The organism is Streptococcus sp. 3613 (assembly GCF_013277375.1).
Taxonomy (GTDB): domain Bacteria; phylum Bacillota; class Bacilli; order Lactobacillales; family Streptococcaceae; genus Streptococcus; species Streptococcus pseudopneumoniae.
Genome location: NZ_VMMV01000024.1, coordinates 55,694 through 75,382 on the forward strand (window position 1 = coordinate 55,694; position 19,689 = coordinate 75,382).

General features: G+C 41.7%; 20 protein-coding genes and 1 pseudogene. 17 read left to right on the forward strand and 4 right to left on the reverse strand.

Features of this window, described 5'->3' with window-relative positions:
* Positions 1-160: 160 nt before the first annotated feature.
* The 3 genes from HT708_RS02970 to HT708_RS02980 are packed head-to-tail and all read right to left on the reverse strand — an operon-like array spanning position 161 to position 2,010.
* On the reverse strand, positions 161-928 hold the full coding sequence (locus tag HT708_RS02970; RefSeq protein WP_172925958.1) for a hypothetical protein: 768 nt from the start codon (positions 926-928) through the stop codon (positions 161-163).
* Positions 929-944: 16 nt separating this feature from the next.
* On the reverse strand, positions 945-1,640 hold the full coding sequence (locus HT708_RS02975; RefSeq protein WP_000054201.1) for an ABC transporter ATP-binding protein: 696 nt from the start codon (positions 1,638-1,640) through the stop codon (positions 945-947).
* 4 nt (positions 1,641-1,644) lie between these two features.
* Positions 1,645-2,010, reverse strand: coding sequence for a GntR family transcriptional regulator (locus HT708_RS02980; RefSeq protein WP_000119153.1), 366 nt, complete (start codon positions 2,008-2,010; stop codon positions 1,645-1,647).
* A 139-nt stretch (positions 2,011-2,149) separates the two neighbouring features.
* On the opposite strand from HT708_RS02980, the gene nrdR reads away from it, so the two are divergent.
* The 17 genes from nrdR (at position 2,150) to HT708_RS03065 (ending at position 19,187) form a co-directional block, all read left to right on the forward strand.
* Positions 2,150-2,623: a transcriptional regulator NrdR gene (nrdR, locus tag HT708_RS02985; RefSeq protein ID WP_001203672.1), complete on the forward strand. Its 474-nt coding sequence runs from the start codon at positions 2,150-2,152 to the stop codon at positions 2,621-2,623.
* Positions 2,624-3,793 carry a replication initiation and membrane attachment family protein gene (locus tag HT708_RS02990; protein WP_172925959.1) on the forward strand — a complete coding sequence of 390 codons (1,170 nt, stop codon included), beginning with the start codon at positions 2,624-2,626 and terminating at the stop codon, positions 3,791-3,793. It begins immediately after the preceding gene.
* Positions 3,794-4,690: a primosomal protein DnaI gene (gene dnaI / locus HT708_RS02995; RefSeq protein WP_016398880.1), complete on the forward strand. Its 897-nt coding sequence runs from the start codon at positions 3,794-3,796 to the stop codon at positions 4,688-4,690.
* Positions 4,687-5,400: an NADPH-dependent oxidoreductase gene (locus HT708_RS03000; protein WP_000140813.1), complete on the forward strand. Its 714-nt coding sequence runs from the start codon at positions 4,687-4,689 to the stop codon at positions 5,398-5,400. The genes dnaI and HT708_RS03000 overlap by 4 nt, the downstream gene beginning before the upstream one ends.
* 13 nt (positions 5,401-5,413) lie before the next feature.
* Positions 5,414-6,724, forward strand: a complete 1,311-nt coding sequence (gene der / locus HT708_RS03005; protein WP_172925960.1) for a ribosome biogenesis GTPase Der — start codon at positions 5,414-5,416, stop codon at positions 6,722-6,724.
* 81 nt (positions 6,725-6,805) lie between these two features.
* Positions 6,806-7,141 (forward strand): hypothetical protein, encoded by a 336-nt coding sequence (locus HT708_RS03010; protein WP_172925961.1) that lies wholly within the window; start codon positions 6,806-6,808, stop codon positions 7,139-7,141.
* 33 nt (positions 7,142-7,174) lie between these two features.
* Positions 7,175-7,966, forward strand: coding sequence for a hypothetical protein (locus HT708_RS03015; protein WP_172925962.1), 792 nt, complete (start codon positions 7,175-7,177; stop codon positions 7,964-7,966).
* Complete coding sequence (locus tag HT708_RS03020; protein WP_172925968.1) at positions 7,959-8,600, forward strand: hypothetical protein; 642 nt, start codon at positions 7,959-7,961, stop codon at positions 8,598-8,600. The genes HT708_RS03015 and HT708_RS03020 overlap by 8 nt, the downstream gene beginning before the upstream one ends.
* Positions 8,601-8,603: 3 nt before the next feature.
* Positions 8,604-9,254 carry an ABC transporter ATP-binding protein gene (locus tag HT708_RS03025; RefSeq protein ID WP_172925963.1) on the forward strand — a complete coding sequence of 217 codons (651 nt, stop codon included), beginning with the start codon at positions 8,604-8,606 and terminating at the stop codon, positions 9,252-9,254.
* 10 nt (positions 9,255-9,264) lie between these two features.
* Positions 9,265-9,552 carry a hypothetical protein gene (locus HT708_RS03030; RefSeq protein WP_172925964.1) on the forward strand — a complete coding sequence of 96 codons (288 nt, stop codon included), beginning with the start codon at positions 9,265-9,267 and terminating at the stop codon, positions 9,550-9,552.
* A 145-nt stretch (positions 9,553-9,697) separates the two neighbouring features.
* Positions 9,698-12,211, forward strand: a complete 2,514-nt coding sequence (gene secA, locus HT708_RS03035) for a preprotein translocase subunit SecA (RefSeq protein ID WP_172925965.1) — start codon at positions 9,698-9,700, stop codon at positions 12,209-12,211.
* An 80-nt stretch (positions 12,212-12,291) separates the two neighbouring features.
* The gene (locus HT708_RS03040; RefSeq protein ID WP_000232197.1) at positions 12,292-13,323 is read left to right on the forward strand and encodes a 3-deoxy-7-phosphoheptulonate synthase; all 1,032 of its coding nucleotides are present in this window, start codon (positions 12,292-12,294) and stop codon (positions 13,321-13,323) included.
* Position 13,324: 1 nt separating this feature from the next.
* Entirely contained in the window at positions 13,325-14,356 is a 1,032-nt protein-coding gene (locus HT708_RS03045; RefSeq protein WP_000864063.1) for a 3-deoxy-7-phosphoheptulonate synthase, read from the forward strand.
* A gap of 44 nt (positions 14,357-14,400) precedes the next feature.
* Positions 14,401-14,763: a holo-ACP synthase gene (gene acpS / locus HT708_RS03050; protein WP_000634996.1), complete on the forward strand. Its 363-nt coding sequence runs from the start codon at positions 14,401-14,403 to the stop codon at positions 14,761-14,763.
* Entirely contained in the window at positions 14,753-15,856 is a 1,104-nt protein-coding gene (gene alr, locus HT708_RS03055) for an alanine racemase (RefSeq protein ID WP_172925966.1), read from the forward strand. The genes acpS and alr overlap by 11 nt, the downstream gene beginning before the upstream one ends.
* A gap of 18 nt (positions 15,857-15,874) precedes the next feature.
* Positions 15,875-17,890, forward strand: a complete 2,016-nt coding sequence (recG, locus tag HT708_RS03060) for an ATP-dependent DNA helicase RecG (RefSeq protein WP_055387377.1) — start codon at positions 15,875-15,877, stop codon at positions 17,888-17,890.
* A 316-nt stretch (positions 17,891-18,206) separates the two neighbouring features.
* Complete coding sequence (locus HT708_RS03065) at positions 18,207-19,187, forward strand: acetylxylan esterase (RefSeq protein ID WP_023938360.1); 981 nt, start codon at positions 18,207-18,209, stop codon at positions 19,185-19,187.
* A 216-nt stretch (positions 19,188-19,403) separates the two neighbouring features.
* Here the strand turns inward: HT708_RS03065 and HT708_RS03070 are convergent.
* A pseudogene (locus tag HT708_RS03070) lies at positions 19,404-19,689 on the reverse strand (hypothetical protein); the annotation flags it as partial.

Here is a 19,689-nt window from a genome sequence, read left to right on the forward strand (position 1 = left end):
TACCTACGGCAAGGTGAAGCTGATGTAGTTTGAAGAGATTTTCGAAGAGTATTAATTGGTTAGAAGGATTCGTCTGTAAGATAAAGTTAGACGGAAAATGAGATAAAATCAAAAAGGATAGCCTCTCTGTGATGAGATGTTATCCTTTTTGATTTTAAAACTATTGCAAGTTAACCTTGTTTCTCAAAATATAGTAGGTTCCGAGATAAAAGATAGCTATGAATATGAGTTCTTCAACAATGCCTATGCTTGCTCCCATATAGAAATTATCATTAAATCCTGCAAGTGAATTGACATAGAAGTTAGTACTGGTATTGAAGAAGACTTCAATAAAGCCAATGACGATTTGGATCCCAATGTAGGCTGCAACAGCGAGTGCTGTACGGTATTCATTGAAAAGCTGTCCAATGGAAATAGCCAAGTAGATGCAGAGGATTCCAGAAACGGTATTTAGTAGGAAGGATAACCCCACAAGAGAGAGTTGAGGAAGGTATGTTCCTACAAGTGGGAACAAGTCATAATGTGACATCCATTCTGGAACCGTTATAGTCACAATAAGAAAAGCACTTAGAGCCAGTACAGCCGAGCTAAGTATAGACCAGATAAAGGCTCCGACTAATTTAGCAGTGATGATATAGTGCTCAGAAACTGGCAAGGTCAAAGTCAGATAGCCTTGGCGGTCATAGACACTACCTTTGAAGCGTTTGATAATCAAGAAAATGGTTGAAATCCCAAGTGTAATTATCAAGCCACCAAAGACTGTAGCTAGAAAAAGTAGCATAGTAGCCTGACTTTCTTGGTAAGGTAGATTTTTAAAGCCTTGTGTCTGTATTCCGATGAGGGCAGAAAGGACTAGCACGGCTGCGTAGAGGGCTAAATACCACTTGTTAACATTTTTAAATTCGTAGTGAACTAAATTCCAAAACATAAATAATCTCCTTTGCTTAGGCCTTAAATTCCTGACGGAAGAGTTGGTCAATGGATTCACCTGACTCGTAGCGAATATCATCTACATTTCCTTGACGGACGACTTTTCCGTCTTTTAGGAAGACAATTTCATCCAAGATTGGCTCGATATCAGAAATCAAGTGGGTAGAAATCAAAACGGTAGAAGTTGGTGAGTAGTTGTTGATAATGGTATTGAGGATATAAGCACGGGCTGCTGGATCCACCCCACCAATGGGTTCATCCAAAACATAGAGACGAGCATCACGGCTCATAACCAAAATCAGTTGAACCTTTTCTTTGTTTCCTTTTGATAGTTTCTTGAGACGACTATTTTCATCAATGCCCAGGTCTGCAAGTAGATGATGGGCACGTTCAAGATTGAAATCTTTATAGAAGGTCTTGAAGTAGGTTAGGGCTTCTTTGACCTTCATTTGCTCATTGAGATAGGTCGTATCAGGCAAATAAGCTACAACGGCCTTGGTTGCTGGGCTTGGGTCCATGTCGTTGATGAGGACACGTCCTTGATCTGGTTGTAAGAGGCCATTAATTAGTTTAATCAGGGTTGTTTTTCCTGAGCCGTTTGGCCCAAGAAGGCCGACAATTTTTCCAGCTGGAATGTCAAGAGAAACATTTTCAAGGGCTGGTGTTGCTCCATATGATTTGGATACATTTTCAAATGCTAGTAATGACATAGGCTTAAACTCCTTTAATATAATCACTGACTACGCCTGGTAGTTCTTCTTTTTCATAGCCAAAATGGGTCATGGAGGAAACGAAGTGTTCCAATTCTTCTTCTGATAATTGTTTGCGTGACTGGGCGATTAGCTCCTTATCCTTAGTCACAAATCGTCCAGTTGTTCGCTTGCTGTAGACAAATCCTTCTCGTTCAAGGTCTGATAAGGCTCTTTGGATGGTATTGGGATTGACACCAGCCTCGCTAGCTAGCTCCCTCACGGTTGGAAGTTGTTGATTGGGTTCCAGTGTATGGGAAACAATCTGAAGCTTGATTTTCTCCATAATCTGTAAATAGATGGGTTTTTTGTTGTCAAATGTCCAGGACATCTTAGTCTCCTTTCTTTTACCTTGTTGTCTTAATTAAATAATACAACAAAACAAAAAACTTGTCAAGCAAAAAGAAGAATTGTTTTGGGAATCGCTTAAAAAATGGTATAATGAAAAGAAAACGATAAGGAGGGAAAGGATGCGTTGTCCAAAATGTGGGGCTACCAAGTCAAGTGTTATCGATAGTCGCCAAGCAGAAGAAGGGAACACCATTCGTAGAAGACGTGAGTGCGACGAATGCCAACACCGTTTTACAACCTACGAACGAGTAGAAGAAAGAACCTTAGTGGTTGTTAAAAAAGATGGCACACGGGAACAATTCTCCAGAGATAAAATCTTTAATGGGATTATCCGCTCAGCCCAGAAACGTCCTGTGTCAAGTGATGAAATCAACATGGTAGTCAATCGTATCGAACAGAAACTCCGTGGTCGAAATGAAAATGAAATTCAAAGTGAGGACATTGGTTCACTCGTCATGGAGGAGTTGGCTGAATTGGACGAGATTACCTATGTACGTTTTGCCAGTGTCTATCGTAGTTTTAAGGATGTCAGTGAGTTAGAGAGTTTGCTCCAACAAATCACCCAGTCCTCTAAAAAGAAAAAGGAAAGATAAATGAAGCCAATTGACCGTTTTTCTTATCTGAAGAATAATCGGGTGTCGCAAGATACCTCATCTCTGGTACAGTGCTACCTCCCGATTATCGGTCAGGAGGCACTGAGCCTTTATCTTTATACGATTAGTTTTTGGGATAATGGCAGAAAGGAATACCTCTTTTCAAGCATTCTCAACCATCTCAACTTTGGGATGGACAGACTTTTAAAATCCTTGAAAATCCTATCTGCTTTCAATCTCTTAACCCTCTATCAAAAGGGGGAGGTTTATCAACTAGCCCTCCATGCTCCTCTATCTAGTCAGGACTTCTTGGAACATCCTGTGTATCGCAGACTTTTAGAGAAAAAGATTGGCGATGTAGCTGTGGAGGATTTGAAAGTTGAAAGTGCTGATGGTGAAGAAATACCTGTCTCACTTAATCAAGTCTTTCCAGAATTGGCAGAACTAGGCAGTCAAGAAGACCTTGGTCTCAAGAAGAAAGTGGCCAATGATTTTGACTTGGAACATTTTCGCCAGCTGATGGCTCGAGATGGACTTCGTTTTGCGGATGAGCAGTCCGATGTCTTAAACCTCTTTGCTATTGCCGAGGAGAAGAAATGGACTTGGTTTGAAACCTATCAATTGGCCAAGTCAACAGCTGTTTCCCAGGTTATTTCAACCAAACGCATGCGTGAAAAAATTGCTCAAAAATCAGTTTCCTCTGACTTTAGTCTTAAGGAAGCGACCATTATCAAAGAGGCCAAAAGTAAAACTGCCCTGCAGTTCTTGGCAGAAATCAAGAAAACACGCAAGGGAACCATTACCCAAACAGAAAGAGAACTCTTGCAACAGATGGCTGGCTTGGGTTTGCTGGACGAAGTCATCAATATCATTCTTTTATTGACCTTTAATAAGGTCGATTCGGCAAATATCAATGAGAAATATGCCATGAAGGTAGCCAATGACTATGCCTATCAAAAGATTCATTCGGCAGAAGAGGCCGTTTTACGAATTCGTGATCGAGGGCAGAAAGCAAAAACACAAAAACAGAATCAGACTGCCCCAGAAAAAACCAATGTTCCTAAATGGAGTAATCCTGAATATAAGAATGAAACCAGCGAGGCAACTCGTCTGGAACTAGAACGTAAGAAACAAGAACTATTAGCTCGATTAGAAAAAGGAGGAGATTAGATGGAAAGTGTCGGAGACGTACTCAAACGTCAACCTAGCCGTTTTCATTATCAAGATTTGGTCCAGAAAATCATGAAGGACCCTGATGTTGCGGCCTTTATCCAGCAAGAATCCTTGACTCCAGAGGAATTGAATCGCAGTATCTCCAAGTTTAATCAGTACATCACCGAGCGCGACAAGTTTCTCCGTGGTGATACGGATTATATTGCCAAAGGCTACAAGCCGATTTTGGTTATGAATCATGGCTATGCGGATGTTTCTTATGAAGAAACTCCTGAGCTAATCGCAGCGGAAAAAGAAGCGGCTATTAAGAACCGTCTCAAGTTAATCAATCTGCCAGCCAGTCTCAAGCAAGCTAGTTTGGCTCAAGTAGACTTGGATGATTTGGGGCGCTTACCAGTTTTTGAAAAGTTATTAGCATTCGTGGAGCAATATCCAGCTATTCGAAAAGGTCTTTACTTGTATGGAGACTTTGGTGTGGGTAAAAGTTTCATGGTGGCTGCCTTAGCTCATGATTTATCAGAAAAACGTGGTGTTTCCTCCACTCTTCTCCACTATCCTAGCTTTGTCATTGATGTCAAAAATGCTATCGGTGATGGTAATGTCAAGACCTTGGTGGATGAGATTAAGCTTTCTGAAGTCCTGATTTTAGATGATATTGGTGCCGAGCAATCAACAGCTTGGGTGCGTGATGAAATCCTGCAGGTCATTCTCCAATATCGGATGCAGGAAAATTTACCGACCTTTTTCACCTCCAACTTCAACTTTGAAGAATTGGAGCTGCATTTCGCTAAAGGGAAGCATGGAAATGACGAAACCTGGGAAGCCAGACGCGTCATGGAACGCATCCGTTATTTGGCTGAGGAGACTCGTTTAGAAGGAGTAAACCGTCGATGACAGAAACCATTAAACTGATGAAAGCTCATAAGTCTGTTCGAAGATTTAAGGAGCAAGCCCTCCCTCAGGAAGACTTGACTGAAATCCTGACAGCAGCCCAGATGGCCTCGTCTTGGAAGAATTTCCAATCCTACTCTGTGATTGTGGTACGAAGTCAAGAAAAGAAAGATGCTCTGTATGAATTGGTACCTCAAGAAGCTATTCGCCAGTCTGCTGTTTTCCTTCTCTTTGTCGGAGACTTGAACCGAGCAGAAAAGGGAGCCCAGCTTCATACCGATTCATTCCAACCCCAAGGTGTAGAAGGTCTCTTGATTAGTTCAGTCGATGCGGCTCTTGCTGGTCAAAATGCCCTGCTGGCAGCTGAAAGCTTGGGCTATGGTGGTGTCATTATTGGCTTGGTGCGTTACAAATCAGAAGAAGTGGCAGAGCTCTTTAACCTGCCTGACTACACCTATCCTGTTTTTGGGATGGCACTGGGTGTGCCAAATCAAGAACATGAAGTTAAACCTCGCTTGCCATTGAATCAAGTGGTGTTTGAGGAAGAATATCAGGAACAAACAGTTGATGTGATTGAGGCTTATGACCGTGTACAGGCTGACTATGCTGGGGCGCGTGCGACCACAAGCTGGAGTCAGCGCCTAGCAGAACAGTTTGGTCAAGCTGAACCAAGCTCAACTAGAAAAAATCTTGAACAGAAGAAATTATTGTAGAAAGTGAGAAATTATGGCCCTACCAACTATTGCCATTGTAGGACGTCCCAATGTTGGGAAATCAACCCTATTTAATCGGATCGCTGGTGAGCGAATCTCCATTGTAGAGGATGTCGAAGGAGTGACACGTGACCGTATCTATGCAACGGGTGAGTGGCTCAATCGTTCCTTTAGCATGATTGATACAGGAGGAATCGATGATGTCGATGCTCCTTTCATGGAACAAATCAAGCACCAGGCAGAAATTGCCATGGAAGAAGCCGATGTTATCGTCTTTGTCGTGTCTGGTAAGGAAGGAATTACCGATGCGGACGAATACGTAGCCCGTAAGCTTTATAAGACCCACAAACCAGTTATCCTCGCAGTTAACAAGGTGGACAACCCTGAGATGCGAAATGATATCTATGATTTCTACGCCCTCGGTTTGGGTGAACCACTGCCTATCTCATCTGTCCATGGTATCGGTACAGGGGATGTGCTAGATGCCATTGTGGAAAATCTTCCAAATGAATATGAAGAAGAAAATCCAGATGTCATTAAGTTTAGCTTGATTGGTCGTCCAAATGTTGGAAAATCAAGCTTGATTAACGCTATCTTGGGAGAAGACCGTGTCATTGCCAGTCCTGTTGCTGGAACAACGCGTGACGCCATTGATACCCACTTTACAGATACAGATGGTCAAGAGTTTACCATGATTGATACGGCTGGTATGCGTAAATCTGGTAAGGTTTATGAAAATACCGAGAAATACTCTGTCATGCGTGCCATGCGTGCTATTGACCGTTCAGATGTGGTCTTGATGGTCATCAATGCGGAAGAAGGAATCCGTGAATACGACAAGCGTATCGCAGGATTTGCCCATGAAGCTGGTAAAGGGATGATTATCGTGGTCAACAAGTGGGATACTCTTGAAAAAGACAACCATACTATGAAAAACTGGGAAGAAGATATTCGTGAGCAGTTCCAATACCTGCCTTACGCACCGATTATCTTTGTATCAGCCTTGACAAAGCAACGTCTCCACAAACTTCCTGAGATGATCAAGCAAATCAGCGAAAGTCAAAATACACGTATTCCATCAGCTGTCTTGAATGATGTGATTATGGATGCTATTGCCATTAACCCAACACCGACAGACAAAGGAAAACGTCTCAAAATCTTCTATGCGACCCAAGTGGCAACTAAACCACCAACCTTTGTCATCTTTGTCAACGAAGAAGAACTTATGCACTTTTCTTACCTGCGTTTCTTGGAAAATCAAATCCGCAATGCCTTTGTCTTTGAGGGGACTCCAATCCATCTCATCGCAAGAAAGCGTAAATAAAAAAGTAGAATCTGGAATGACATTTCCAGATTTTTTTGATATAATAAAATAATAGAAAACGCTATCAAAAAGGAGGTGTCGATGAAACATTTATTTAAATTGATAATCTTATTTCCCTGGTTTTACTTTTTCAGCTGGATTGAAAAGGATAATAGAGAAAGTAAATTTTTCCCAATTTTTTACTATTTTTACTGGTTTTACATTCCCCTCTATGCTCTTTTTAGCCTTGCTTGGACAGTTATTTCAGTTCTGTTTTTCAATATCGTCTTGAGAAATGTGACAGATATCAAGTTATGGGGCATTTGGTTTCTTTTTATTCTGCTAGCTATTGGTCTGAATAGGTTAACTTATTTCTGTTTCAAAAAAATGCTTCGCTTGAGACGGGAACTAGGGAAGTCTAAAGCGGGGAGGCATTGATTTATATCGGTTTTTATTTGTAGGAGGTGGCTTATGAAGATTCCTCTCTTAACTTTGGCAAGGCATAAATTTGTTTATGTCTTGCTTACTTTGCTTTTTCTTGCTTTGGTTTATCGTGATGTTTTGATGACTTATTTCTTTTTTGATATTCATGCGCCCGATCTAGCTAAATTCGATGGACAAGCAATTAAAAATGACTTATTAAAATCAGCATTAGATTTTCGTATTCTCCAGTTCAATCTAGTTTTTTATCAATCATTTATTATTCCAATCATCATTGTTTTGCTAGGTTTTCAATATATTGAGCTGAAAAATAAAGTTTTACGATTGAGTATTGGAAGAGAAGTGAGTTATCAAGGGTTAAAAAGAAAGTTGACTTTTCAACTTGCAAGTATCCCTTGTGTGATATATTTAGTGACTGTGCTGATAATTGCAATTTTAACTTATTTCTTTGGGACTTTTTCTCCTCTTGAATGGAATTCTCTATTTTCTAATGGGAGTAGTTTACAAAGGTTCTTGGATGGAGAGATAACAAGCTATTTGTTCTTTACTTGTGTCCTTCTAATCGGTATCTTCATCAATACGGTCTATTTTTTAAAAATAGTTGATTATTTAGGGAATGTGACTCGTTCGGCAATCGCCTATTTGATGTTTCTTTGGCTTGGTTCTATGTTACTCTATAGTGCCTTGCCTTACTATATGGTTCCTATGACGAGTTTGATGCAAGCTAGCTATGGGGATGTAAGTTTGATGAGACTCTTTACTCCTTATATCCTTTATATTGTCCCCTATATGGTACTTAAAAAATATGAAGATAATGTTTAAGAACTTTAACAATATTTGGCTAAAGAGAAAGATCGTTTTACTACTTCGTATAGTTCTGATGATGATTTTGATTAACTATCTATTGTCAATAGCGGTTCAAAAGCAGGATGTTTTTCTCTTTTTCAAGAGGGAATTGATTTCAATCTTTTCCTATAATGACTATTCTGAAGCGAATTTAGAAATCCCCAAACTCTTGTTAAACCTTTCGATTTTCATGGTTGGATGGCTCTCTGTCATTTTGCTTGAAAGTGATTTGGCAGACCATTACCATCACTTGATTCGCTATCAATCAAGCTCCTTTTTCGATTATACAAGGAAACGATTGGTTGTCATCTCTAAATTTTTTACTCAAGATTTAGTTGTCTGGTTTCTTGGTTTACTTCCGCTAGGAATTCATTTCAAAACAGTCGTACTTTTCTTTTTACTTGCTCAGTTAATGATGTTGTACTTGCTACTGTCTTATCTGATAGCACTGATTAGTGCGGGCGCTGGTTTTTCCTTTTTTCTCTATTTTTTAGCATTTGTGGGACAAGAATGGATGATGGATCATATTGTAATAGTATATTTAGGACTCCTAAGTTTATTGGTTATCTTGATTGTTAGTCGTTTGGAAGAGAAATTTAAGAAAGGATAAACGATGAGACTTGAAATTATAGATGGACAGAAAAATTACGCGAAAAGACCTATTTTAAATCAGTTGAATTTGGTGTTTCAATCAGGAAAAATTTATGGCCTTAAAGGTGATAATGGATCTGGCAAGACGGTTCTTTTAAAGGTACTTGCTGGTTATATTAAGCTTGACAAAGGAAAAGTTCTTCAAGATGGCAAAGTTTACGGGGTAAAAAATCATTATATTCAGGATGCAGGGATTTTAATTGAAAAGGTAGAGTTTCTATCTCATTTATCCCTGAGAGAAAATTTGGAACTGTTAAGGTATTTTTCATCTAAAGTTACGGAAAAAAGAATTGCCTATTGGATTCAATACTATGATTTACAGGAATTTGAAGACGTTGAGTACCGTCATTTATCCTTAGGAACGAAACAAAAAATGGCTTTGATTCAAGCCTTTATTGCCGAACCATCTATACTCTTTCTCGATGAACCTATGAATGCTTTGGATGAGAAGAGTGTGAGGTTAACCAAACAGGTCATTTTATCTTACCTTAAAAAAGAAAATGGTCTGCTTATCCTGACATCACACATATCGGAAGATATTTCAGACCTTTGTACAGATGTATTAGTTGTCGAAAATGGGCATATACAGTATTCAAAAGATATACAAGCTTAGGAGGTAGCTTATGGTACATCTAAAATCATTTATTACACGCTATTCCAAGGTTTATATTGGTTTAGTTCTGCTAATCTGGATTGCTTTCTTCTTTCTTCCTTGGGACAGTCCGATTCTGGGGGGAAAGATTGACCTCTTCAGCATACAGAAAGTCTTGCTAGTTTTTGGTATTCTGTCTATTTTGATGGCCTTGCTGTCCAAGAAAGTCAGTCTCTTTGTTTTTGGATTGATCTGCTGTCTTTCTCTTTGGATTAACTTATTTATCCTATTTGCTATTTTGCCGATTCTTGGCAATTAAAGTATCATAAAAGTCAGAGAGGTTAGCTTGAAAACTAGCCTCTTTTTCCTTTTCAAAATGGGGATTCTTCCTTGAAAATAATCAGTAATTGTGCTAAAATTAAAAGAACATTCTAAAATATTCGGAATTTAAAGTAAGGAAAAACATGGCTAATATTTTAAAAACAATTATCGAAAATGATAAAGGAGAAATCCGTCGTCTGGAAAAGATGGCTGACAAGGTTTTCAAATACGAAGACCAAATGGCTGCTTTGACTGATGACCAACTAAAAGCAAAAACAGTTGAATTTAAGGAACGTTATCAAAATGGAGAATCGCTGGATTCATTGCTTTATGAAGCATTTGCGGTTGTCCGTGAGGGTGCCAAACGTGTCCTAGGTCTCTTCCCATATAAGGTTCAGGTCATGGGGGGAATCGTTCTTCACCATGGTGACGTGCCAGAGATGCGTACAGGGGAAGGGAAAACCTTGACTGCGACTATGCCGGTATACCTCAATGCCCTTTCAGGCAAAGGGGTTCACGTAGTTACGGTTAACGAATACCTATCAGAACGTGACGCGACTGAGATGGGTGAATTGTACTCATGGCTTGGCTTGTCAGTAGGGATTAACTTGGCTGCCAAATCTCCAATGGAGAAAAAAGAAGCCTATGAGTGTGATATTACATACTCAACCAACTCAGAAATCGGATTTGACTACCTACGTGATAACATGGTCGTTCGTGCTGAAAACATGGTACAACGTCCGCTTAACTATGCCTTGGTCGATGAGGTTGACTCTATCTTGATTGACGAGGCCCGTACACCTTTGATCGTATCAGGTGCTAATGCAGTTGAAACCAGTCAGCTCTACCATATGGCAGACCACTATGTAAAATCGTTGGACAAAGACGACTACATCATCGATGTGCAGTCTAAGACTATTGGTTTGTCTGATTCAGGGATTGACAAGGCTGAAAGCTACTTCAAGCTTGAAAATCTCTATGACATCGAAAACGTGGCTTTGACTCACTTTATCGATAACGCCCTTCGTGCCAACTACATCATGCTTCTCGATATTGACTATGTGGTGAGCGAAGAGCAAGAAATCTTGATTGTCGACCAATTTACAGGTCGTACCATGGAAGGTCGTCGTTATTCTGATGGCTTGCACCAAGCTATTGAAGCCAAAGAAGGTGTGCCAATCCAGGATGAAACCAAGACATCTGCCTCAATCACGTATCAAAACCTTTTCCGTATGTACAAGAAATTGTCTGGTATGACGGGGACAGGTAAGACTGAGGAAGAAGAATTCCGTGAAATCTACAACATTCGTGTTATTCCAATCCCAACAAACCGTCCTGTTCAACGGATTGACCACTCAGACCTTCTTTATGCAAGTATCGAATCTAAGTTTAAAGCGGTTGTCGAAGACGTTAAGGCTCGTTACCAAAAGGGTCAGCCTGTCTTGGTTGGTACAGTATCGGTTGAAACTAGTGACTATATTTCTAAGAAATTGGTCGCAGCTGGTGTTCCTCACGAAGTCTTGAATGCCAAAAATCACTATAGAGAAGCCCAAATCATCATGAATGCTGGTCAACGTGGTGCCGTTACCATCGCAACCAACATGGCGGGTCGTGGTACTGACATCAAGCTTGGTGAAGGTGTTCGTGAACTTGGAGGACTTTGTGTGATTGGTACAGAACGTCATGAAAGTCGTCGTATCGATAACCAGCTTCGTGGACGTTCAGGTCGTCAAGGAGATCCAGGTGAGTCACAATTCTACCTCTCTCTTGAAGATGATTTGATGAAACGTTTTGGTTCTGAACGCTTGAAAGGCATATTTGAACGCTTGAATATGTCTGAAGAGGCCATTGAGTCTCGTATGTTGACGCGTCAGGTTGAGGCAGCTCAGAAACGTGTCGAAGGAAATAACTACGATACCCGTAAACAAGTCCTTCAATACGACGATGTCATGCGTGAACAACGTGAGATTATCTATGCTCAACGTTACGATGTCATCACTGCAGACCGTGACTTGGCACCTGAAATTCAGGCTATGCACAAACGCACGATTGAACGTGTCGTCGATGGTCATGCGCGTGCCAAACAAGATGAAAAACTTGAAGCAATTTTGAACTTTGCTAAGTACAACTTGCTTCCAGAAGATTCTATTACGATGGAAGATTTGTCAGGCTTGTCTGATAAGGCCATCAAGGAAGAGCTTTTCCAACGTGCCTTGAAGGTTTATGATAGTCAGGTTTCAAAACTACGCGATGAAGAAGCAGTTAAAGAATTCCAAAAAGTTTTGATTCTACGAGTGGTGGATAACAAGTGGACAGATCATATCGATGCCCTTGATCAATTGCGTAACGCGGTTGGACTTCGTGGTTATGCTCAGAACAACCCTGTTGTTGAGTATCAGGCAGAAGGTTTCCGTATGTTTAATGATATGATTGGTTCGATTGAGTTTGATGTGACACGCTTGATGATGAAAGCACAAATTCATGAACAAGAAAGACCACAGGCAGAACGCCATATCAGTACAACAGCGACTCGCAATATCGCTGCTCACCAAGCAAGTATGCCAGAAGATTTGGATTTGAGCCAGATTGGACGCAATCAACTTTGTCCATGTGGTTCTGGTAAGAAGTTTAAAAATTGTCACGGTAAAAGACAATAAAATGAGATAGTTTAGAGGCGGATATCTTGTGAAAAGTAAATTTTTACTTGGTATCCGTTTGCTTTATAAGGAGATGACTTATGGTATTTACAGCAAAAAGTCCTAAAATAAATATCGAAGAAGTTCGTGCCTTATCAAAATTAGAAGGCCAAGCTTTGGAGAGAAAATCACAGCGCGATCAAGAGCTAGAAGCCATCATGCGTGGAGAAGACCAGCGGATTCTCTTGGTAATCGGTCCGTGCTCATCTGACAACGAAGAAGCTGTCCTTGAATACGCTAAGCGTTTGGCAGTCCTACAAGAAGAAGTGGCAGATCGTATCTTTATGGTTATGCGTGTTTATACTGCCAAACCCCGTACCAACGGAGATGGCTATAAGGGCTTGATTCACCAGCCTAACGCGACAGAAGCGCCTAGTCTTATCAATGGAATCAAAGCCGTTCGCCATCTTCACTATCGTGTCATCACAGAAACAGGGATGACAACTGCTGATGAAATGCTTTATCCTGAAAACCTTCCGCTTGTAGATGATTTGATTTCTTACATGGCAGTTGGTGCCCGTTCAGTTGAAGACCAGCAACACCGCTTTGTGGCAAGTGGGGCAGGATTTTCTACTGGTTTTAAAAATCCAACCTCTGGAAATCTCAATGTCATGTTTAATGGGATTTATGCTGCTCAAAACAAACAAAGTTTCCTTTTCTTAGGAAAAGAAGTAGAAACAACTGGGAACCCGCTTTCACACGCTATTCTTCGTGGTGCTCTTAATGAGTATGGTAACAATATTCCCAACTACTATTATGACAATTTAATTGAGACCATTGCCCAGTATGAGAAAATGGGCTTGGAAAATCCTTTTATCATCATTGATACCAATCATGACAATTCTGGTAAGCAGTATATTGAACAGATCCGAATTGTCCGCCAGACCTTGATTAACCGTGCTTGGAATGAAAAAATTAAGCAGTTCGTTCGTGGTTTTATGATTGAGTCTTATCTGGAAGATGGTCGACAAAATGAGCCAGAAGTATTTGGTAAGTCTATCACAGACCCTTGCTTGGGTTGGGATAACACAGAAGCTCTTGTCAGAGAAATTTACAAAACGTTAGGAGAATAAGATGGCATTTATTGAAAAAGGTCAAGAAATCGATATGGAAGTCATTAAGGCTGAAACCCAATTGTCTGCGGAAGCCTTGAGACTCAAGGAAAGCCGTGACAGGGAATTGGCAGACATTATTTCAGGGGAAGATGACCGTCTCCTTTTGGTAATTGGTCCTTGCTCTTCTGATAATGAAGAAGCTGTCTTGGAATATGCCCGCCGCTTGTCAGCCTTGCAAAAGAAGGTAGCGGACAAGATTTTCATGGTTATGCGCGTTTATACTGCTAAGCCTCGTACCAACGGAGACGGCTATAAAGGGTTGGTTCACCAGCCAGACACTTCTAAGGCTCCAAGCCTGATTAACGGTTTGCAGGCTGTGCGCCAGTTGCACTACCGAGTGATTACAGAGACTGGTTTGACGACGGCAGATGAGATGCTTTATCCGTCAAATCTAATCTTGGTGGATGACTTGGTCAGCTACCATGCTGTTGGAGCTCGTTCTGTGGAAGACCAAGAGCACCGCTTTGTGGCTTCTGGGATTGATGCACCAGTAGGGATGAAAAATCCAACCTCAGGAAATTTGGGTGTTATGTTTAACGCCATCTATGCTGCTCAAAATAAGCAAACCTTCCTTTATCATGGGCAGGAAGTTGAGACTTCAGGTAATCCTTTGTCCCATGTCATCCTCCGTGGAGCAGTTAACGAGTATGGCAATTATATGCCGAATTACTACTATGAAAACCTACTCCAAGCCATTGAACGCTATGAAACCATGGGACTTGAAAATCCCTTTATCCTCATTGATACCAACCATGATAACTCAGGCAAGCAGTATATGGAGCAGATTCGAATTGTTCGCCAGACCTTGCAAAATCGTGATTGGAATGAGAAAATTAAAAAGACAGTTCGAGGATTTATGATTGAATCTTACCTAGCAGATGGTCGTCAAAACCAACCAGAGGTCTTTGGCTGCTCTATTACAGATCCTTGCCTAGGTTGGGAAAATACAGAGGCCTTGGTAGAAGAAATCTATGCTACCTTGGCAGAATAAGTGAAAAGGATGGAGTTGGGGAATCTCAACTCCTTTTGATGAGAATGATAGTTGGACACGGAATTGACATCGAAGAATTGGCTTCGATAGAAAGAGCGGCTGCACGACATGAAGGCTTTGCCAAGCGCGTGCTGACAGCCAAGGAAATGGAACGGTTTAACAGTCTTAAAGGGCGCAGGCAAATCGAATATTTGGCTGGTCGCTGGTCGGCTAAAGAAGCCTTTTCCAAGGCCATGGGAACGGGAATTGGCAAGCTCGGTTTTCAGGATTTAGAAGTCTTAAACAATGAACGCGGGGCGCCTTATTTTAGTCAGTCACCATTTTCAGGAAAAATTTGGCTATCTATCAGCCATACCGATCAGTTTGTGACAGCCAGTGTCATTTTGGAGGAAAATCATGAAAGCTAGTCCGCATAGACCAACCAAGGCTCTGATTCATCTGGGAGCTATTCGACACAATATTCAGCAAATGGGGGCTCATATCCCTGAGGGGACACTCAAGTGGGCAGTGGTCAAAGCCAATGCCTATGGGCATGGGGCAGTAGCTGTTGCCAATGCGATTCAAGATGATGTCGATGGCTTTTGCGTTTCCAATATTGATGAAGCTATTGAACTCAGACAAGCTGGACTCAGCAAGAAAATCCTTATTTTAGGAGTTTCTGAGCTAGAAGCTGTTACTCTAGCTAAAGAATATGACATCACCTTGACAGTGGCTGGATTGGAGTGGATTCAAGCACTGTTAGATAAGGAAGCAGATTTAACTGGCTTGACTGTCCACCTCAAGATTGACTCAGGCATGGGACGGATTGGTTTTAGAGAGGCTAGTGAGGCTGATCAGGCTCAAGACTTGATCAGACAACACGGTGTTCGTGTTGAAGGAATCTTTACCCACTTTGCGACTGCTGATGAGGAATCAGATGACTATTTTAATGCCCAGTTAGAACGGTTTAAAACCATTCTATCAAGTATGAAAGGTCTTCCAGAGCTGGTTCATGCCAGTAATTCTGCAACGACTCTTTGGCATGTAGAGACTATTTTCAATGCGGTTCGTATGGGAGATGCTATGTATGGTCTCAATCCTAGCGGAGAGGTCTTGGATTTACCCTATGACTTGATTCCAGCCTTGACCTTGGAATCTGCCTTGGTTCACGTCAAGACAGTTCCAGCTGGAGCTTGCATGGGCTACGGAGCGACATATCAAGCGGATAGTGAGCAAGTCATCGCGACGGTGCCAATCGGCTATGCGGATGGTTGGACACGAGATATGGAAAATTTCTCTGTCTTGGTAGATGGTCAAGCTTGCCCAATTGTTGGACGAGTTTCGATGGACCAAATCACCATTCGTCTGCCTAAGCCTTACCCACTCGGAACCAAGGTAACCTTGATTGGTTCTAACGGGGGCAAGGAAATCACAGCTACTCAGGTAGCGGCCTACCGTGGAACCATTAACTACGAGGTAGTTTGTCTCCTTAGCGACCGCATTCCGAGAGAATATTATTAGAAAAGAAAGGAGTGGAGCATGAATCTACATCAACCCTTGCATGTCTTACCTGGTGTGGGACCAAAGTCAGCAGAAAAATACGCCAAACTAGGAATTGAAAATTTGCAAGATCTCTTGCTCTACTTTCCTTTCCGTTATGAAGATTTTAAGACTAAGCAGGTGCTAGATCTGGAAGACGGTGAAAAGGCAGTTCTTTCTGGTCAAGTCGTGACTCCTGCCAGTGTCCAGTATTATGGTTTTAAGCGCAATCGCCTGCGTTTTAGCCTCAAACAGGGAGAAGTCGTTTTTGCGGTGAACTTCTTTAACCAGCCTTATCTAGCTGATAAGATAGAGTTGGGAGCAACTCTTGCTGTCTTTGGAAAATGGGACCGTGCCAAGGCTAGTCTGACTGGGATGAAGGTCCTGGCTCAGGTGGAAGATGATCTCCAACCTGTCTATCGCTTGGCTCAGGGAATCAGTCAGGCCAGTCTGGTCAAAGTTATCAAGACAGCCTTTGATCAGGGACTGGACCTCTTGATTGAGGAAAATCTTCCCCAGTCTTTGCTGGACAAATACAAACTCATGTCCCGTTGTCAGGCTGTTCGTGCCATGCATTTCCCCAAGGATTTGGCAGAATACAAGCAGGCTCTTCGCCGTATCAAATTTGAGGAACTCTTTTATTTTCAAATGCAATTGCAGACGCTCAAGTCTGAAAATAGAGTTCAGGGAAGTGGTCTGGTTCTGAATTGGTCTCAGGAAAAAGTGACAGTAGTTAAAGAAAATCTACCTTTTTCCTTGACCCCAGCTCAAGAAAAGAGTTTACAGGAAATTTTGACAGACATGAAGTCGGATCACCACATGAATCGTCTCTTGCAAGGGGATGTGGGGAGCGGAAAAACGGTGGTCGCTGGCTTGGCTATGTTTGCGGCAGTGACAGCTGGCTACCAATCAGCCCTCATGGTACCAACAGAAATTCTCGCAGAGCAACACTTTGAGAGTCTACAGAGTCTCTTTCCAGACCTAAAACTGGCTCTCTTGACAGGTTCCTTAAAAGCTGCAGAAAAGAGAGAAGTCTTGGAGACCATTGCCAAGGGTGAGGCTGATTTGATTATCGGAACCCACGCTCTGATTCAGGATGGAGTGGATTATGCTCGCCTTGGCTTGATTATCATCGATGAACAGCACCGTTTTGGTGTGGGGCAAAGGCGTATTTTACGGGAAAAAGGCGACAATCCAGATGTCCTCATGATGACGGCGACTCCCATTCCACGGACGCTGGCCATCACAGCCTTCGGAGATATGGATGTTTCCATTATCGACCAGATGCCAGCAGGTCGGAAGCCTATTGTGACACGCTGGATCAAGCATGAGCACTTACCTCAGGTCTTGACTTGGTTAGAGGGGGAAATTCAAAAAGGTTCTCAAGCCTATGTCATCTCTCCCTTGATTGAAGAATCAGAAGCTCTAGATCTGAAAAATGCCATTGCCTTATCAGAGGAGTTGACGGCTCATTTTGCAGGTAAGGCAGAAGTGGCTCTTCTACATGGTAAGATGAAGAGTGACGAAAAAGACCAGATCATGCAGGATTTCAAGGAGAGAAAAACAGATATTCTAGTTTCAACAACGGTTATCGAGGTTGGGGTCAATGTTCCAAATGCGACTGTCATGATTATCATGGATGCCGATCGCTTCGGGCTTAGTCAGCTTCACCAGCTCAGAGGTCGTGTGGGTCGGGGGGACAAGCAGTCCTATGCTGTTCTTGTTGCCAATCCCAAGACGGATTCTGGGAAAGACCGCATGCGCATCATGACAGAAACCACCAATGGTTTTGTCCTTGCGGAGGAAGATTTGAAAATGCGTGGTTCTGGTGAGATTTTTGGAACCAGACAGTCAGGGCTTCCAGAGTTCCAAGTGGCTGATATTATCGAGGATTTTCCGATTTTAGAAGAAGCTAGAAAAGTTGCTAGTTACATTAGTTCTATTGAAGGCTGGCAAGAGGATCCAGAGTGGCGCATGATTGCCTTTCATCTGGAAAAGAAAGAACATCTGGATTAAGCTTTCTCTAAGGAAAACTTAAGCTAGCTTTCAGGTTTGGCCCTTATACTAGAGTCATCAAAAAGAAACGAGGACTCTCATATGACAGTAACGATTAAAGTAAATTACCCAAGCACTTTTCAAAAGAAAGAAGCAAAAAACTAGTATAAACAGAAGAGAGAGCGAAATGCTCTTTTTTCGTTTCTAAAACTACTTTTAGCCCATCATCCTAAAAGTAAAGAATCTAAATTCACTTTCTATTTACCCTTCTTTCTTGCATTGATTACATAGATATGCTACAGTTGTGGTAACGATTACAAAATAAAAGGAGCATGCTATGAAAAATCCAGCTTTGCTAGAAGAAATTAAGACCTATAGAGGAAGGGATGAGGTTCCGGAAGACTTTGATGCTTTCTGGGATGGGGAAGTGAAAAATGTTTCCACACCTCCATCCTACCACTTGGAGGAAAGAGATTTCCACATTCCTCAAGTCAAGTGCTATGAGTTAACATTTGAAGGAAGCAAGGAAGGAAAGGTTTATGCACGCATTGTTCTTCCAAAGAGTGAGGAGAAGGTTCCACTAATCTTCCATTTTCATGGTTATATGGGACGTGGCTGGGATTGGGCCGACATGCTGGGCTTCACCGTAGCTGGTTACGGTGTTGTTTCCATGGATGTTCGAGGCCAGTCGGGCTATTCACAAGACGGTTTGCGTTCTCCTCTAGGAAATACGGTTAAGGGACATATTATCCGTGGTGCTGTGGAGGGTCGGGATCACCTCTTTTATAAGGATGTTTATCTGGATATTTACCAGTTGGTTGAAATTATTGCTAATCTGCCTGAGGTAGATGAGAAGCGTCTTTCTAGCTATGGTGCCTCTCAAGGTGGTGCTCTAGCTTTGGTTGCAGCAGCGCTCAATCCTCGAATTCAGAAAACAGTTTCCATCTATCCCTTCTTGTCAGACTTCAGACGGGTGATTGAGATTGGCAATACTAGTGAGGCCTATGATGAACTTTTCCGTTATTTCAAGTTCCACGATCCTTTTCATGAAACAGAGGAGGAAATCATGGCGACCCTTGCCTATATCGATGTCAAAAATCTTGCCCATCGTATCCAAGGTGAGGTTAAGATGATTACGGGCTTGGACGACGATGTTTGCTATCCCATTACCCAGTTTGCGATTTACAATCGTTTGATCTGCGATAAGGCTTATCGCATCATGCCTGAGTATGCCCACGAAGCCATGAATGTTTTTGTCAATGACCAGGTTTATAACTGGCTCTGTGGGAGTGAGATTCCTTTCAAATATCTAAAATAAGGAGTCGACTCTAGGCACAAAATCTTAAAAATCACAAACACGCATAGTATCAGGGGATTAAGAAGACTTGATACTATGCGTTTTATCATGGAAATATTTATAGAATTTTTTGTTGCTAGCTTTGTCAAATTGCTTAAAATAATTTTTTTCAGAAAGCAAAAGCCGATACCTATCGAGTAGGGTAGTTCTTGCTATCGTCAGGCTTGTCTGTAGGTGTTAATACTTTCCAAAAATCTCTTCAAACCACGTCAGCTTCGCCTTGCCGTAGGTATGGTTACTGACTTCGTCAGTTTCATCTACAACCTCAAAACGGTGTTTTGAGCTGACTTCGTCAGTTTCATCTACAACCTCAAAACGGTGTTTTGAGCTGACTTCGTCAGTTTCATCTACAACCTCAAAACGGTGTTTTGAGCTGACTTCGTCAGTTTTATCTACAACCTCAAAACGGTGTTTTGAGCTGACTTCGTCAGTTCTATCTGCAACCTCAAAACGGTGTTTTGAG